Source organism: Kangiella taiwanensis (assembly GCF_020005165.1).
Lineage (GTDB): Bacteria > Pseudomonadota > Gammaproteobacteria > Enterobacterales > Kangiellaceae > Kangiella > Kangiella taiwanensis.
The window spans coordinates 282,192-298,912 of the sequence record NZ_JAHCLT010000001.1 but is presented as its reverse complement, the minus strand read 5'-3'; the positions used below and the strand labels follow the sequence as shown (position 1 = coordinate 298,912).

Below are 16,721 nucleotides of genomic sequence, written 5' to 3'. Positions count from 1 at the left end.
TTATGAATAGTGGTTTCTTCCCCAGTCGTCGTTTACGCCGAGTTCGTGCGCAGGCCTTTAGCCGTGATTTGGTCCGTGAGTCTAGTTTGTCGGCGAAAGACTTTATTTACCCCGTTTTTGTGCTTGAAGGTGACAATAAAAAAGAATCGGTGGCGTCAATGCCGGGCGTAGAGCGCAAAACGTTAGACTTACTGCTTGAAGAATGTGCTGAAATTGTTGAGTTAGGTATTCCAGCGATTGCCCTCTTTCCAGTGATTGGCGAAGACAAAAAGTCATTGGAAGCTGAAGAAGCCTATAACCCAGAAGGTTTGGTGCCGACGGTGGTTAAAGCGATTAAAGCGAAATTCCCACAACTCGGCATTATGACTGACGTCGCGCTGGATCCTTATACCTCACACGGCCAGGATGGAATCATTGACGATCAAGGTTATATCCTAAACGATATCACCAAAGAGGTGTTAGTGAAGCAGGCGTTATGTCACGCGCAAGCAGGCGCTGACATGGTGGCGCCATCGGATATGATGGACGGTCGCATCGGTGCCATTCGTGAAGCGTTAGAAGCCAGCGACTTTGTCAATACTCTAATCATGTCTTACGCCGCCAAGTACGCATCGAGCTTTTACGGGCCATTCCGTGATGCGGTGGGTTCGGCGGGGGCTTTAGGTAAAGCGGATAAGAAAACTTACCAGATGGATCCAGGTAACACAGATGAAGCGCTACACGAAATTGCTTTGGACATAGAAGAAGGTGCCGACATGGTGATGGTGAAGCCTGGTCAGCCTTATTTGGACATTGTTCGCCGCGTCAAAGACGAATTCAAAATGCCAACTTTTGCCTATCAGGTCAGCGGTGAATACGCCATGATCAAAGCGGCCGCACAAAACGGTTGGCTCGACGAAAAAGCGATTGTGCTAGAGTCACTACTTGGTTTTAAGCGTGCAGGGTGTGACGGGATTTTGACCTACTTTGCCAAAGACGCATGCCGTTACTTATCAGAATCTGACCACTAGGGTAGCCTTTGACCGTCATTTTAAACGCCATCATCCCAGTCGCCCTTGTGGTGCTGATTGGGGTGGTGCTGATAAAGTGGCGGTTGGTGCGAACAGAGTTCTTCGAAGACCTATCCAAGGTCGTGTTCAAAGCGTTCGTTCCGGTCTTTTTATTCGTTAATGTCTATGAGACCGGTCTAGAAGACATCGGCACCACATTATTCGCCTACTTCACGCCAGTACTAATCATCTTTGTTGTATTGGCGTTAACCTTAAGTCATCGCATCGCCCTCACCTCGACCTTCTCCAATAATGTCCTTGTGGGCATTCCAGTCATATTGTCGGTCACGGGTCAAAAAGGCTTAGTCATCAGTCTGGCGGTGATTTCAGGCCATAGCCTCATTTTGTTCAGTAGCTTTTTTCTATTTTCAACACGCGTTAACGTCACGCCGTCCAAGTTTAAGGCAGCCTTAGGTATATTCAGTAACCCGGTCATCCTTGGGGTGGTTTTGGGCTTGCTGTTTAATGTTTTCGAGATCCCTATTCCAAAGCAATTGTTCACGCCCTTAGAAATGGTGTCTGATGCTGCTCTGCCTTTAGCGTTGATTATTTTAGGCAGCTCACTTGCAAGCCTTGGAACCTTAAGTCGGTCGGTGATTAAGAAAACTGTGTTGGTCACTACGATTAAATTACTCTTATTGCCCGCGGCTGTCTTCAGTTTCGGCTACTGTGTCATGGAGCTTGGCCCTACCCACCTGCTGTCGCTGACCATTCTCGCTGCATGTCCGACAGGTATTAGCGTCATGCCTTTTGTTGAGGCGGTTGAGACCGATCGTAAAATCGCTCATAACACCATAGCGTTAAGTACGTTGTTGTCGGTGGTGACGATTCCGACTACGATATGGTTAGTACAAACCCTAAACTAGCCCGATCGGGTGATATGTTCATAGCCCAGTTCGGGGTATCCTAAAGTCGATATATAGAGGTATATCATGAAGTTATTCAAAGTAGCTTTTACTGCAGGTGTTGCACTGTTATTGGCAACAAGCTGTAAAACCACGGATCTTAATCATGTATTAGATGGCCTTGGGGGCAACCAGCAACTGTCGGAACAAACCGTGGTTGCAGGGCTAAAGCAAGCGCTGGAGGTTGGTACCAAAAACAGTGTGACCAGTACTAATCGGCCGGGAGGTTTTAGTAATAATCCACTGATCAAGATTGTGGTGCCTGAACAACTGGATAGCGCTGCCAGCACACTGCGCAAGGTTGGCTTAGGTAGCTACGTGAATAACTTCGAAAAGCAAATGAATCGTGCCGCTGAAAAAGCCTCTGGCGAAGCCAAAGATGTCTTTATTGGCGCCATTAGCTCGATGTCGATTGCTGACGCTTGGGGAATATTGCGAGGTGGTGATAATGCAGCCACTGATTATTTTCGTGATAAAACCCAAAGTAATTTAGAGCGACGATTCCAGCCTATTATTACCAGCAGTATGCAGAAAGTAGGCTTTTATGATGATTATAAGCAGCTGTTAGGGGCTTACGAAAAACTGCCTTTTTCGGATAAGCCCAACATGAACATAGAAGATTATGTCATGCAGGAAACCTTGGATGGTTTGTTTACCTTGGTAGCGCAAGAAGAAAAGAAGATACGTGACAATCCTGTGGCAAGAACGACAGAATTATTACAAAAAGTCTTTTCTCAACAATAAGTTAACCTTAAGTGGTAGGAGTTGTTGGTTATTGAATAACTAGTGCTTGCTAAGTGATGCAGTTCACAGTATTGTAAATTAACTGGGATATATTTGAACGGCATCAAGGACAAATAGGGATCCTAAAGACATTGAGTCAGCATTGAAAAGGATAAGGACAGATTCATGTACAACGTGAAAATAACCAACAACTATTTCCATTCTCTCCATCTGGATGATCCTGCGGCAAATAACGCCAAAAGTGTCATCGGCCCTAGTAAAACCGTCACCTTTGATAATTGGGGCAACCATATTATTTTTGTTCCGGGCATGGGTGAAATCAACTTCATCGACCTCGCCGAAAAGAAACTTCCTCAATACACATCTTCAGATTTACCGTGGACCCAACAGACCTGGGGCGGTTTAATTCGCTATCGTGGCTTAGACGCTTATTTTCGTTATGAAGGCGGGACGACCGTCGAGGCAGTGGTGGATGCTCACGGCTGTTTGGATTTGAAATTTGAAAAAGGTGGCATGATTGTTCATCTCGCAGACGTTACGGTCCACGCTGACGAATAAGACTCGTTAACCCAGACTGTGTTGGTGAAAGTGTTCAAACCTTGTCATTAATTATAACCGTTACATGGACTACCTCATGTTGAAAAAAACTGTATCTAAAACCCGAATAGCCGTATTTGTCACGCTCTCGGCGATGACGTTCAACAGTATGGCTGCGGCACCTGATGTTAAAGTCGAACTCGATGATCAGGTGACCACAGATAATGATAGCGACGGCAATGTGGATCGAGGCGATACCGTTACTTACCAGAGTGACGTGGATAATACAGCGGGTAGCGATGAGGCGCAAAACGTCATGTTTGAAGCCACATTGGACACGAACACAACGTTGGTGGCTGGATCCGTTAGGGTAACTCCTGTTGCAGTTGACGATGACTACAGTACCTTGGGAAATGTGACTTACACTGCGAGCGTAGCTGACGGACTGCTCAACAATGACTTTGATCCAAAGGATGCTAATGCGCCGACTAACGCGGGAATGACGGTGACCGCAGAGGTGGTAACAACAGCTCAAGGTGGCACAGTAACGATTAATGCTAATGGTAGTTTTAGCTACTCCCCTGCCCTTAACTTTACAGGCACAGACACCTTTAACTATACCGCAGTTGACGATGACGCGATGACGGGTTCAGGTACCGTAACGATGAATGTGACTGGCAAAGTCTGGTTTGTTGATGCGAATGCTGCGGCTGGCGGTGATGGATCACAAAGTATGCCGTTTAACAGCTTTGCAGAGATAAATGGTGCAGGTGGCGTTGGCGATAGCGACGAAGCTGGTGATGTCATTTATCTGTTTGAAGGGACTTATGCTGATGCACTCGAGCTGGAAGCTAATCAACGTTTGGTAGGAGCAGGTTCTGAATTAAGCGCTGGCAGCGCAACCATTATTCCAGCCGGAACAGCACCGGGCTTTAGCGGGAGCCTGACTCTGGCTGCTGATAACACTATCGAAGGTTTTGATTTCACACCGAGCGCAGGTTACAGCATTGTTGGATCGGGCGCTTCAGGAGGTGTGTTACAAAACTCAACCATAACGTTGTCTGCAACGGGCGGTGCTTTCGATCTGGATAACCACACGGGGAACTTTGTCTACACCGGGAATATTACGGGCTCGACAAGCACTAATGCCGTGGCAGTCGATGGCGGCACGGCAACCATAACACTGGATGGTGATGTGACGATAAACGGTGGCCGTAATATTGATGTGCAGAACAAGACGGGTGGTGGTTTAAGTGTTACTGGGGCCTTGTCGAATAATGGTGGTTCCGCAATAAATTTATTCAATAACTCAGGCTCCCCTGCCTTTGAGTTTGAAGATGTCATCGTAACTTCAGGCGTGGGAACGGCCGTGAATCTTGAGGATGGTTCGACCGCAAGTTATAGCTTTAACGGCGACTTTGACATCACTACAATAAACGGGAATGGACTGATTGCAAATAGTGGCCTACTTAATCTTAGTGATGCTAATACTTTTAATAATGTGATTGATGCCACTAATGGTGCTGCTGTGATTTTGAATGGTGGCACAACAGGGGTAAACGTCGGTACTTTGACTTTAGATAGCCTAAGTTCAACAAATTCCGGTCAGCGAGGTGTTGATTTGTTTAACTTGGCTGGTGCAGTTGAGGTGCTAGGCGGTATTACCGTAAACAATGCCAATAGCGATGGACTTCGTATCGCAAGAGGCACAGCAGATATTACCGTACTAGGTGACATATCAGTTGACGGTTTTGGAGAGAATGCTTTAGAGGTTGATGCTGATAATACTCTAGGACAGTTGATTTTGGGTAATGTGACTGCTAGAAACTCTAACGGTTTCGGCACTGATGTCGGTGTTTATATCCGCGAAAATATTGATTCTGTAACTTTGGGTGATGTTGATGTAGGAAGCAGTTCTGGCAATGGCATTGAAGTGGTCAGTAATACTGGCAGTGTGACATTTAATAGCGTAACTGTGGGAACAACGGCTAACAATATTGGCGGTAATGGTGTTCAGGTGTCGGGTAATGGTACCGGCAATATTGATTTTGGTTCAGGGACGATCGACAAAGCATCGGGCGCTTTGTTCTTTGTTTCGGGTGGCTCGTCTGATATCCAGTACAGCGGCGACATTAATCAAAGCGAAAATAGCGGAGCTTTCGTGGTGTATTACCATGATACTGGAACCGTGAGCTTCACTGGTAATTTAAACGCAACAGACGGTACGGGTATTCAGTTTCTGCAGGCCGACGGAACCTATAACTTAGAAGGAACAGTAACCTTAGACGGTACTTCTGAAGGTATCGATATCAATCAGGGAAGCGCCAATGTCCGCATGGATAACGCGACTTTTTCTAACATTACACAAAAAGCCATTCAGGTTCGTGACAGCGGCGCCAGTTTAAACTTTGTCGCAGGAAGCGTCAGTCAAACGAACGGCGATAACGCTATTGTGATTACTAATAATAGTGGTGGCACTATTACTCTCGCCCCTTCATTTACCCTTAATACAGCTGCTGCCGATGCTATAAGCATGACGGGTAATGCCTCTGCGCTGACTGTTGATCTCAGCGGTGCTTTAGACATTGATACGACGTCAGGTAAAGGCATAGTCGCAAGTGGTGGTGGTAATTTATCGCTATCAAGCGCATCAAACACTATTGATTCAGTAACAGGGCCGTTAATTGAACTTAATGGGATTACCATCGGTTCTGGTGGCGTCAATATCAGCAGTGCTACAAGTGCCGGTATTATCGTTGCCGATGCGATCAACTTAACCAATGTCGGAGGCGGAATGTTTGCGCTTGGTGGTGTTAATGTCGCGGGAACTTCAGGTGGTGGCGACGGTATTGAAGTGAATGCTTCTACAGCAAACACCAGCTTTGGCTCCGTTACATTGGATAATGTGAGTGGTCGAGGCTTATACCTGAATGGGCCAAATGGCGACGTCAATGTAACCGCTGTAGATTTAGATGGCATTACGGGTAACGGTATCGAAATTGTAGGTAATACCAATGCGGTAAATATCACTAGCGGATCGATTGGCTCGATGACGCCAGTTGTGGCCAATGCCTTTGACGTTAATGGTGGTTCAGGTGATGTCATCATGTCGGCCGGAATTACTAACTCACAAAACCGTGCGGTGGAAGTTACCGGCAGAACCGGTGGGACGGTGAATATCAGTAGTGCTATTAGCGAAACAGGCGCAGGTCTCAATATCGACAGTAATACTGGGGGCACGATTAATCTCAGCGGTAGCTCACAGGTAATTAACACCGCTACCAATACAGCGTTAAAAATTACAAACAATTCAGGTGCGGTGGTTAATGTGACTAACGGTGGCCTAGATATTGATGCGACGGCGGGGCTTGCGGTAAATATCAGTGGTGGCGGTACGGTCAGTGTTACTGGACCTGGTAATACCATTAACGCTGGTATGGGTGGTGCGCTTAACGTAGCGAGCACGACTATAGGCGCAGGAGACCTTAATTTCCAGAGCATTTCTCAAAACGGTGGCGCAAATGCTATCTCATTGGATGATACCGGTACGGTAGGTAGCTTAGTTGTAACGGGCATTGCAACGACGTTCGGTTCGGGCGGTACTCTGGCGAATATCACTACTGAAGCGATACGTTTAACTGATACCAAAGATCCTGTGTTTAATGGTTTGCAAATCAGTAACATCAATCGGGAAGCGATTAAAGGCTTGCGCGTGAATGGTATTACTGTGAGCAATACTACGGTGGATAATGCAGGGAGCACGGAAGCCGCTGCTGACGATGATACCTTCGGCTTTGTTGCTGAAACCTTAGGCCAAAATGGCCTCTTCGGCACTGCACGATTTGAAAACGTAATCATTACCAACACACATGAACGTGCGATTGATATTGTCAATGAAGGTGGTGGCTCACTCGACTTAGACATGGTTAATGTCAGTGTGAACGACAACGATGATACACAAGGCGAAGATGCAATCCGTGTGCAAAGTGAAGGCTCGATTAATACCGATGTATTGCTTTCGGGTGGCAGCTTTAACAATGTTGAATCAGATGTGATTGCTTATTTTGCACAAGGAACGGGAACTAACAACCTTATAGTGACAGGAGTCACCTCTACCAATGGTGGCGGGCCTGATAACTTCCCGAACGGTGGCGGTATTGCCATTATTGGATCTGCGGGCTCGACCACGACCTTTGATGTCAACAACAATAATCTGACGGGTGTGCAAGGTGAAGGTGTGCAGGTGATTGGCCTAGCCGGAGCGAGTTCAACCTTAACCATGAGTGGCTCGATCACAGGGAATACATTCTCATCCGATAATGCTGACGGACTGGACTTAGATTTTGACGGTCACATTTCAGGCACTAGCACCATGAACATCACCATCGATGTCAATAACAATACTATTAGCTTCGATGATGACGGTGTGGGAATTGATTTCCGAGATGCTGCAGGAACTGGAAACTTCACCATTCGCAATAACACCATAACGGCAGTTAATGGTGATGACGGCGTAATTACAGACAGTGACGACGGTATTTTTATCTTTACTGATGATGATACAGCTAGCGGTGCATCCCATTTGAATGTGGCGGCATCAAACAACACGTTCTCAGGTATTCAGGCTGGAAATAAAACGATTGTCGTAGAGGATGTGCGCGACACAGGAAGAAGCGCTTGCTTCAATCTCAGCGGTAATTCAGTCGGTACCATAGAGCTAGACTTTGATAGCACTGGTGCAGGCGGCTCTGTGACTCAAGCATCGGTTGCTGCCATTGCCTCGGATAACAATGGTTCAACAGTGAATGTGGTGGGTGATGCGCCAACATTTAATTCAGCGACATGTGCCAGCGTGCCGCTACCGTAGAGAATAATAACAGAATTTTGATGGAGGAGACTTAGATGTCAGAACCCTTTTTAGCTGAAGTAAGGATGGTTGGTTTTAATTTTGCCCCGCGAGGTTGGGCATTATGTGATGGACAAATCATGCCAATCAATCAAAACCAATCGCTCTATTCGTTGCTAGGCACGACTTACGGTGGTGACGGAAGAACAAGCTTTGCTTTACCTGATATGCGAGGACGTACGCCTATTCATGTGGGTAACGGCCACAGTGAAGGGCAAAAAGGTGGCGAGGAAACGCATACACTCTCCATCAGTGAAATGCCGCAGCATAAACATGTTGTTAATGCCTCACATGATAATGCGACTGCAACTTCTCCGGGTGGTAAGAGCTTGGCCGGGGCAAGGGAAAATACCTACTCAGCTTACGACAGCGCTAATGCAGTTGCGATGGCGAGTAGTTTTTTAACTCATACAGGTGGCGGTCAAGCTCATGAGAATATGCAACCTTACACCACACTAAACTTTTGTATTGCGTTACAAGGGTTATTCCCGTCACGAAATTAAGGAGGAGTTATGTCGGAACCTTTTGTTGGTGAAATTCGAATGTTCGCGGGTAACTTTGCTCCTCGAGGCTGGGCGTTCTGCGATGGGCAATTATTGGCGGTATCGCAAAACGACGCCCTATTTTCATTGTTTGGAACGATTTATGGTGGTGATGGCCGAACAACATTTGGCTTGCCTGACATGCGTGGTCGCTTACCAATTCATGCTGGAACGGGCCCCGGATTATCACCAAGACGATTAGGCTCTCGAGGCGGAGCTGAAGAAGTGACACTCACCGTCAATCAACTACCATCACACGGCCATACATTTAATGGTGTCGATACACCTGCAAGTGAAACAGGTCCTAGTGTGAATGAAACCTTGGCGCAAAGTGTGGGCTACGATGCGTATGTTCCAGCAGGCAGCCCAGAAAACATGGCATCACAAAATGTGGTAAGTGTTGGTGGCTCTAGATCACACCAAAATGAAATGCCGTATTTGTGCGTTAATTTTATCGTCGCCTTGTTTGGTATATACCCATCGCGTCACTAAGGATTAGATATGTCAGAACCATTTATTGCTGAAATTAGAATATTCGCAGGAAATTTTGCTCCACGTGGCTGGGCATTTTGTAATGGACAGCTATTACCCATCTCACAAAACACGGCGTTGTTTTCATTGATTGGCACCACTTATGGGGGTGATGGACGCTCTACGACGGCACTACCAAATATGGAAGGCCGAGCGCCAATGCATCCAGGAAGAGGACCTGGCTTAACGGCAAAGCGCTTGGGCCAAAGCGGTGGTGTCGAAAGCGTGACCTTATCAGAAGCACAAATTCCAAATCATACGCATACGCAGATGGGCTCGGCAGATGAAGCTGAGTTTGATGGAACCAATAATCCGAAAGACTCTGTACCTGGAACCCTTGAAAGTGGGAAAGAGTTGTATGGGAATCCTTCAAATCTACAGCCTCTGGCTGATGCAGCAATTGAGGCATCAGGCGGGAGTCAACCTCACAACAATATGCAGCCTTTTTTAGCGATGAACTTTATCATTGCCTTGCAGGGGCTGTATCCAAGCCGGAGCTAGTATGGATTCTGCTGTGAGCTACAGAGCTGTTGAAGAAAGTGACTTGAGCTTTTTGAAGTCTGTCTATATCAGCACCCGTGTTGATGAACTGAGCGCAACGGATTGGTCACAGCAGCAAATTGAAGCGTTCCTGAGCATGCAGTTTGAAGCACAGCATCGCTTTTATCAGGAGCAGTTTCCAAGCGCGACTTTTGAGATCATCCAGGTGAATCATATCGATGCAGGACGTTTGTATTTAGATTATCGAGAAGATGAGATCCGAATTGTGGATATTGCTTTGTTACCACAGTTTCGAACCAGTGGACTGGGGACCGGCATTCTCAAAACTATCATACGTAACGCAGAAGAGAAAAGTTTGTGTGTTCGAATACACGTAGAAAAAAACAACCCTGCGCTGAGCTTGTATCAGCGCTTGGGGTTTAAGCAAATAGGCGATAAGGGTGTTTACTGGTTGATGGAGAAGCGCACTAGTAAACAAGCTGCCTAGAACAGACGCTAATCCTTTTTACGATTAATGATTGCTTCATATTGGAAGCCATTATCGTCGCCATGAACGGGTACTAAAAATAGTTCATTAGAACCGAGTTCAGCGTGATAAAGAGAGTAAGTTGATTGCTCTAAAAGTGAGTCAGACGACTCGAACAAGAGTGAAAAACGTTCAAAGTCGGGAACGTTATTGGATGTTTGGTCACTACATTCAATAAGCGTAAGTTGAGTGTTGTTGTCGCCTTGTTTGATTGTGAAGTTTGAGTTTAAAGCTTGGCGAAAAGCGTCCTGACTGATTGTTGACATGATCATTCCTTCTTGATGATGAGAATGTCATGTTAACAAAGAAAACATTTATTGCATTAAAAATTTAAGCGATTGCTTAAGAATGAGGAAAGTATCATGAGCCGTAGAAATATTGGCCTAGGATTGTTGAGTGTAATATCGATCATGACGTTGTCAGCACATGCGGCACCGCAAATAAACTTAGGCAATCTACCTGCAGGGAAGAAGGTCACCATCAGTTATGATGTGACGATTAACTCAGACACACCCGGCAATGAAGTGAGCTCTCAAGCCGTAGTAACGGGAGATAACTTTGCTGATGTTTCTAGTGACGATCCTGATACTGTCGCATTAGCTGATGTGACGATAACCACAGTCGATGCTGCGGATACTTCGTTACAATTAATTGCCAGCGATACCACACCGACAACCAGTGAGAACGTGACCTTCACTGCAACGGTTGATACCACGGATAGTAGTTTAGAGACGCCAACAGGTAATGTTGAGTTTCGGATAGATGGTGGTAGCGCGACAGTGGTTGCTCTGGATGCTAGCGGTGTCGCAACTTATGATTCGGCGTTCAGCACTGGCAACTATAATGTGACAGCTGATTATATTGGTAATACTGAAAATAAGAGCTCTAGTAACAATATCAATGTGCTGACTAGTGCAGCAAATACAACGACCAATATTACTGCGGTGAGCCCATCAAGTATTTATCCAGGTGATACGGTCACAGTGAATTATGCTGTAACTGTTGATCCAGTAGCTGGCGGTATTCCTGTTTCGGGAACAGTAGAAGTTACTGACGGGGTAGACAGTTGTACCGCGAGTGCGTCAGCAGGGAGCTGTATGTTGCAGTTTACTACACCTGGGAATAAAGACTTGATAGCAACATTTACCAGCGGATCGACCGAGCTTAATAACAGTGTATCTTCTGTATACAGCATAACAGCCATTAATAATGCTCCTATATTATCAGCAATCGGCAATCAAACAGTTGAAGCAACAAACACTTTAACCTTCACCGCAAAGGCTACAGATGTCGATCCAGCCGCCATTATCACTTATAGCTTAGGTGCTGGAGCGCCAGTTGGAGCGGCAATAAGTCCGATGACTGGAGATTTCTCTTGGACCCCATCAGAGGCGCAAGGAGGAGCGGTTTACACAGTCACTATTATTGCGGCAGATCAATATAATAGTACCGACTCAGAAACAATCAGCATTGATGTTGCAGAACTGGATAACCCTCCTGTCTTAAGTAATGATGTTGTGTCAACGGATGAAGATACTCTAGTAACCTTTAACCCATTCGATAATGATACGGAGGACAATAGTTTTGACTTCAGTACCATAAATATTGTCAGCCAGCCGTCTTCGGGAACACTGACTTTCAGCACAGCGAACGGTGAAATGACATACACGCCTAACGCTAACTTTAATGGTGCAGATCAAGCACAGTATCAGGTGAAAGATGATGCCAGTGCAGATTCGAATATTGCGACCATTAACTTCACTATAAACTCGGTGAATGATTTACCAGTGTTTGATTCGACTCCAATAATGCAAGTATTAGAAGAAGACACTTACACTTATGATATAGCTGTATCTGATGTTGAAGGAGATAGCGTAACGCTCAGTGCTGTAAGTTTACCCAGATGGCTAACTCTCTCAGGAACGCAGCTAACGGGAACTCCACAGGTGGGGGATCGAGGTAACTATGACATAACGATTGAGGCTGATGATGGTACAGGAGTAACAGAGCAGCAATTTACATTGGTGGTTACTGAGCTGGATAAACCGCCAGTATTAAGTAATGACGTTGTGTCAACGGATGAAGATACTCCAGTAACCTTTAACCCATTCGATAATGATACGGAAGACAATAGTTTTGACTTCAGTACCATAAATATTGTCAGCCAACCCTCCTCGGGAACACTGACTTTCAGCACAGCGAATGGTGAAATGACGTACACGCCTAACGCTAACTTTAATGGTGCAGATCAAGCACAGTACCAGGTGAAAGATGATGCTGGTGCTGACTCGAATATTGCGACCATCAACTTTACAATTAATCCTGTCAATGACTTGCCTGTGTTCGAGTCATTGCCAATTACCAGTGTTGTAGAAGGAGATCAATATAGTTATCAAGTAGTAGCAAGTGATGAAGAAGGTCAACCGTTAATACTGACAGCTTCAGTATTGCCAGCATGGTTGCAGCTGATTGGCGATCAGTTAGTTGGTACACCAGTGACAGCGGATCGTGGCGTGCATGATGTCGTACTTAGTGTGTCTGACGGAGAGGATGCAACTGAGCAGTCATTCGAAGTGACAGTGATCTCGATTCATAGTAACGACTTGTCAATGACTCAGAAAGTAGATTCTGTTGCACCGAAACTTGGTGAAGAGTTTACCTTAACTTACACGATCACTAATAGTGGGCCAGATACAGCTTCTAACGTAGAGCTACTGATTAAATTGACGGGTGATACCACGATTATGAGTGTAGATAGTCGATGCCAAGTTAACTTGTTAGTTCTGAATTGTTCAATTCCTAGTGTGGCGGTTGATCAGCAAGATGATATTTTGGTGTCCTTAAGTAGCCATAGCTTGGGGGATATATACAGTTATGCCAAGTTAACATCAAGTGATGATGCTGACACATCAAACAACGAATTAGGTTACGGTTTGTCAGTAACTAATGGCTTAATGGCAGAAAAAGCGGACACGGTTGGTGAGGCAAAGTCGCAAATTGTCACGGTTGGTGATATCGATAACGACGGAGATGACGATGTTGTATTGCTGCGTGGAGCAGATGCTCTAGCAACTGTCTTTGCTAACCAAGGTTCAAATACCTTTGAAAAAATATTTGATGTAAGCGGATCGGAATCTCCAGTTGATGCAAGGTTAGACTATATAAATGCTGATAGTAATATCGATCTGGTTGTCGCGACGGATGATAACAGCCCAACTCTTGTTTTTGCTGGTAACGGTATGGGTACTTTTGTAGAAACACAACAACTGGGGATATCGAGTAGTCATGCTGTAGAAACTGATGATATTAATGGTGATGGTTGGGTAGATGCGATTGTCTTGAATAAAGACAGTGCTGATGAGGTTTACTTGAATCAAGATGGAGCACTACAACTGAGTCATACTTTAATAAACACAGAAACCAGTTTTAGGATAGCTCTTGCTGATGTCGATAAGGATGGCAATGTTGACGCTTTAATTGCAAAGTCAGATGGCACAAGTCATTTCTACCGTAACGATCAATTATTAGATAATACAGGTACTCAAGGTAATTATAGAGTGGTAGAAACAGGTTTAGTTAGTGATTTGGGAATTGTTGACATTAACGGTGATGGTACTAAAGAATTCGTAACCGCGGGAGCAATAAATAATAATGACCTTGAGTCTGTACCCGTAAATAAGATTTATGGTTGGAGCGATTCGCTTATAGAAATGGTAACTTTCGGCGCGGTTGATAGTAGCCAAGTGATTGTTAATGACATTGACGGGGATGGTGATGAAGATCTTTTTGTTGCTAACACGTCTGGCTTCCACCAGATATATTTGAATGAGGATGGATATCTAGCGGTAACTAATAAATTATTACAGAACGAAGCTTATACAAGCTCTGCTTGGGTGCTTGGGGATTATGGGATGTTTAATTTGTTACTTGCTGAATCATTGAGTGAAGGTAGTGCTTTGTACATTAATCAAGGCGGTGGTGACTTCGGTGTGGCAGAAACGGATTTAGTTCTGACCTACTCTGCTAATGTCTCAACAGTAACGACTGACGGTGTGATTGAAGCACAGTTAAGAGTGGTCAACAATGGGCCGAGTTCCGCGCAATCAGTAACACTAACTGCCAGCATCAACTCGCGTCTTAACGTCATACGTTTCGGTTCAGGCAGTGAAGACTGCACCATTACCGACTCTGCGCTCAGTTGTGACATCGGTACCTTAATGCCAGGTGACAGTGTTATGGTTCCGTTAAGGCTTCTGGCGATGAATGTAGGTGAGGCCTTGATTCGTGCTGAGGTGTCTTCCGTAGTAGAAGACTTGAACCCAAGCAATAACTCTCAAGAAGTTCGGATCAAGGTGACGCCAAAAAGAGATTCAGGTGGCGGGCAAATTGGTTTTATACTTTTATTGTTGCTCGGATTGGTGGCAATACGCCGCAGGATATTGTAGCGGCACGCACAAAAGGCCAGAGGTCTGGCCTTTTGTGTCTAAATAAGGTATCAATAGATCATTCTTAAGGTTCTATAGGTATCTTTTTTGGGTTTTAAAGTATCAGAAACCAGTTTTAAGGCAGACGATGGTTATGAGTTACACGGTGCTATTTATACAGCAATAAACCATCATCCACAAAACACAGCTAAAGTTGATCGAGTCTTAATCATCGGCTCAGCTTTTGGTGTTCCTTATCAATATTACAAGCATATTGCTGGGTTTCTAGCGAAACAAGGGATCACGGTTTTAACCTTTGACTATCGAGGGATTAGCCACTCCAAGCATGGAAATATGCCAACCTCCGAAATCCTAATGCAACACTGGGGCCAACAAGATCTAGAAGCCGCCATTCAGTTTGTACAAAAACAGTATCAGCCTGAGCAACTGTATTACTTGGGGCATAGCGCGGGTGGACAAATTATAGGCTTAGCACCCTCGAGCAACCAGTTGGATAAAATTGTGATTGCAGCCAGCGGTGTTGGCGCATGGCGTTTATGGCCAGGGTTACAGAAATATGCGTTAGCAGCCATTTGGTATTTGGTGTTCCCTATAGTTATGTCCCTACAATTCGGTGACGTCTTCAAGTCACGATTTCTTGGGCCGATCCCAGTACCTAAAAATGCCGTTAAACAATGGTTAACGTGGGCGCGGTCTAAGGATTATTTATTTACTCCAGAGCATGGCCTGGATTTATCGGGTTACACCAAAATAGAAGCTGACATAATGGGTATCACCATTACAGATGATTGGTACGCACCCAAAGAAGCTCGGGACGGGCTTCTGAAACACTACATGAAGGCTAAAAAGGCTGTGATCGATGTCTCACCACAATCGTTAGAACTAAAGAGTATAGGGCACTTTGGATTGTTTAAGAAAAAGAAAGAAATTGAACACGGAATATGGCAACCTATAGTTAATTTTTTAACTGATTAGGAACGTCTTAATGTCAGAACGTGAGCAAAAAACCTCTGAAGCCCTGGAAACTTGGAACTTTGTATTTCCGAACCAAAGCAACCCGTATGGCAATATGTTTGGTGGCGAACTACTGGCTATTATGGACTCAACTGCGGCTTTAGCGGCTATCCGTTACTCTGGTAAAACGGTTTCGACTGCTTCAGTGGAAAGAGTGATTTTCAAGCGCCCTATCTTTGTCGGTGATCGCATTAAGACCGTTGCAAAAGTGGTTTTGGTTGGCAGTTCATCAATGATGGTCCGGACGGATGTTTTTGTGGATAAAGGTGGCGATGAAGGCGATATACTGAGTACAACGGCTCACTTCACGCTAGTGGCGTTTGATGAGGACAGAAACCCTGTTACTGTACCTGATTTAGTGATTGAAACGGATAAAGAGCGTAAACACTTTGAGTTAGCTGAGCAGATTAAGTCTCATGTTGGCCGTCGCGAGGGACGAATTAAACATGTTGTTGAAAAATGGAAGTGATGGTTAAGATGTTGGTAGGTTAAAGAATAAAAAAAGGGTTAATCTCGTGAGATTAACCCTTTTAGTTTTAGCGACCTTCAGGCCCCTTCATTCCACCGCTATTTTGCATGTTGCGAATAGCTTCTTTGTCTTCTTTTTGCTTTTGGGCATATTCCTCTGCTGTCCAGCATTGAGTTGTTTTAAAGTGCGTTCCAACTCGCGCAGCACGTTTACAGATAACTTTTTTCTTTTTGTCGTCTGTTGCTACTTGCTTCGCTTCGGTGTTTCCAGCAGCCGGAGCTGAAGAGTTCGTTGCGCAACCTACAAATGAAAATGCTAAGCCTAATATTACCAGTGGTTTCAACATTATTTAGTCCTTTCTTATATAAGTGAGTGTTGAAAGTAGCAAACAATGAGGGTGAAAATGAAGCTGTAGAATGTAACAAAATATATCAATGGGGGCTTGGGCGGTATTAGTGAGAACCAGTTCTCGAAAATACTCAAATTTTATACGATAACACCGCAGGGAAAAAATATTAAATAATAAAAAAGGCCAACTGAGTGGCCTTTGAT

General features: G+C 45.0%; 14 protein-coding genes. 12 read left to right on the top strand and 2 right to left on the bottom strand.

Features of this window, described 5'->3' with window-relative positions; translation table 11 throughout:
- Positions 1 to 2 precede the first annotated feature (2 nt).
- The 9 genes from hemB (at position 3) to KFK88_RS01400 (ending at position 10,202) form a co-directional block, all read left to right on the top strand.
- Positions 3 to 1,010 carry a porphobilinogen synthase gene (gene hemB / locus KFK88_RS01440; RefSeq protein WP_223576877.1) on the top strand — a complete coding sequence of 336 codons (1,008 nt, stop codon included), beginning with the start codon at positions 3 to 5 and terminating at the stop codon, positions 1,008 to 1,010.
- An 8-nt stretch (positions 1,011 to 1,018) separates the two neighbouring features.
- On the top strand, positions 1,019 to 1,915 hold the full coding sequence (locus tag KFK88_RS01435; RefSeq protein ID WP_223576876.1) for an AEC family transporter: 897 nt from the start codon (positions 1,019 to 1,021) through the stop codon (positions 1,913 to 1,915).
- A gap of 66 nt (positions 1,916 to 1,981) precedes the next feature.
- Positions 1,982 to 2,698, top strand: coding sequence for a DUF4197 domain-containing protein (locus tag KFK88_RS01430; RefSeq protein WP_223576875.1), 717 nt, complete (start codon positions 1,982 to 1,984; stop codon positions 2,696 to 2,698).
- A gap of 165 nt (positions 2,699 to 2,863) precedes the next feature.
- Positions 2,864 to 3,256, top strand: coding sequence for a hypothetical protein (locus tag KFK88_RS01425; RefSeq protein ID WP_223576874.1), 393 nt, complete (start codon positions 2,864 to 2,866; stop codon positions 3,254 to 3,256).
- A gap of 76 nt (positions 3,257 to 3,332) precedes the next feature.
- The gene (locus tag KFK88_RS01420) at positions 3,333 to 8,102 is read left to right on the top strand and encodes a beta strand repeat-containing protein (RefSeq protein ID WP_223576873.1); all 4,770 of its coding nucleotides are present in this window, start codon (positions 3,333 to 3,335) and stop codon (positions 8,100 to 8,102) included.
- Positions 8,103 to 8,137: 35 nt separating this feature from the next.
- Complete coding sequence (locus KFK88_RS01415; RefSeq protein ID WP_223576872.1) at positions 8,138 to 8,644, top strand: phage tail protein; 507 nt, start codon at positions 8,138 to 8,140, stop codon at positions 8,642 to 8,644.
- A 9-nt stretch (positions 8,645 to 8,653) separates the two neighbouring features.
- Positions 8,654 to 9,175 (top strand): phage tail protein, encoded by a 522-nt coding sequence (locus KFK88_RS01410; protein ID WP_223576871.1) that lies wholly within the window; start codon positions 8,654 to 8,656, stop codon positions 9,173 to 9,175.
- Between the two features lie 9 nt (positions 9,176 to 9,184).
- A complete protein-coding gene (locus tag KFK88_RS01405; RefSeq protein WP_223576870.1) occupies positions 9,185 to 9,715 on the top strand; it encodes a phage tail protein in 531 nt (176 codons plus the stop codon).
- Between the two features lies 1 nt (position 9,716).
- On the top strand, positions 9,717 to 10,202 hold the full coding sequence (locus tag KFK88_RS01400; protein ID WP_223576869.1) for a GNAT family N-acetyltransferase: 486 nt from the start codon (positions 9,717 to 9,719) through the stop codon (positions 10,200 to 10,202).
- An 8-nt stretch (positions 10,203 to 10,210) separates the two neighbouring features.
- Here KFK88_RS01400 and KFK88_RS01395 read toward each other — a convergent pair whose 3' ends face one another.
- Positions 10,211 to 10,507: a DUF6916 family protein gene (locus KFK88_RS01395; RefSeq protein WP_223576868.1), complete on the bottom strand. Its 297-nt coding sequence runs from the start codon at positions 10,505 to 10,507 to the stop codon at positions 10,211 to 10,213.
- Positions 10,508 to 10,603: 96 nt separating this feature from the next.
- Here KFK88_RS01395 and KFK88_RS01390 point away from each other — a divergent pair, with 96 nt between their 5' ends.
- From KFK88_RS01390 to KFK88_RS01380, 3 genes are all read left to right on the top strand, one after another.
- Positions 10,604 to 14,686: an Ig-like domain-containing protein gene (locus KFK88_RS01390; RefSeq protein ID WP_223576867.1), complete on the top strand. Its 4,083-nt coding sequence runs from the start codon at positions 10,604 to 10,606 to the stop codon at positions 14,684 to 14,686.
- A gap of 87 nt (positions 14,687 to 14,773) precedes the next feature.
- Positions 14,774 to 15,661 (top strand): alpha/beta hydrolase family protein, encoded by an 888-nt coding sequence (locus KFK88_RS01385; protein WP_223576866.1) that lies wholly within the window; start codon positions 14,774 to 14,776, stop codon positions 15,659 to 15,661.
- A gap of 10 nt (positions 15,662 to 15,671) precedes the next feature.
- Positions 15,672 to 16,169, top strand: coding sequence for an acyl-CoA thioesterase (locus KFK88_RS01380; protein WP_223576865.1), 498 nt, complete (start codon positions 15,672 to 15,674; stop codon positions 16,167 to 16,169).
- 67 nt (positions 16,170 to 16,236) lie between these two features.
- On the opposite strand, the gene KFK88_RS01375 is transcribed toward KFK88_RS01380, so the two are convergent.
- Positions 16,237 to 16,515, bottom strand: a complete 279-nt coding sequence (locus KFK88_RS01375) for a hypothetical protein (protein WP_223576864.1) — start codon at positions 16,513 to 16,515, stop codon at positions 16,237 to 16,239.
- Positions 16,516 to 16,721 lie beyond the last annotated feature (206 nt).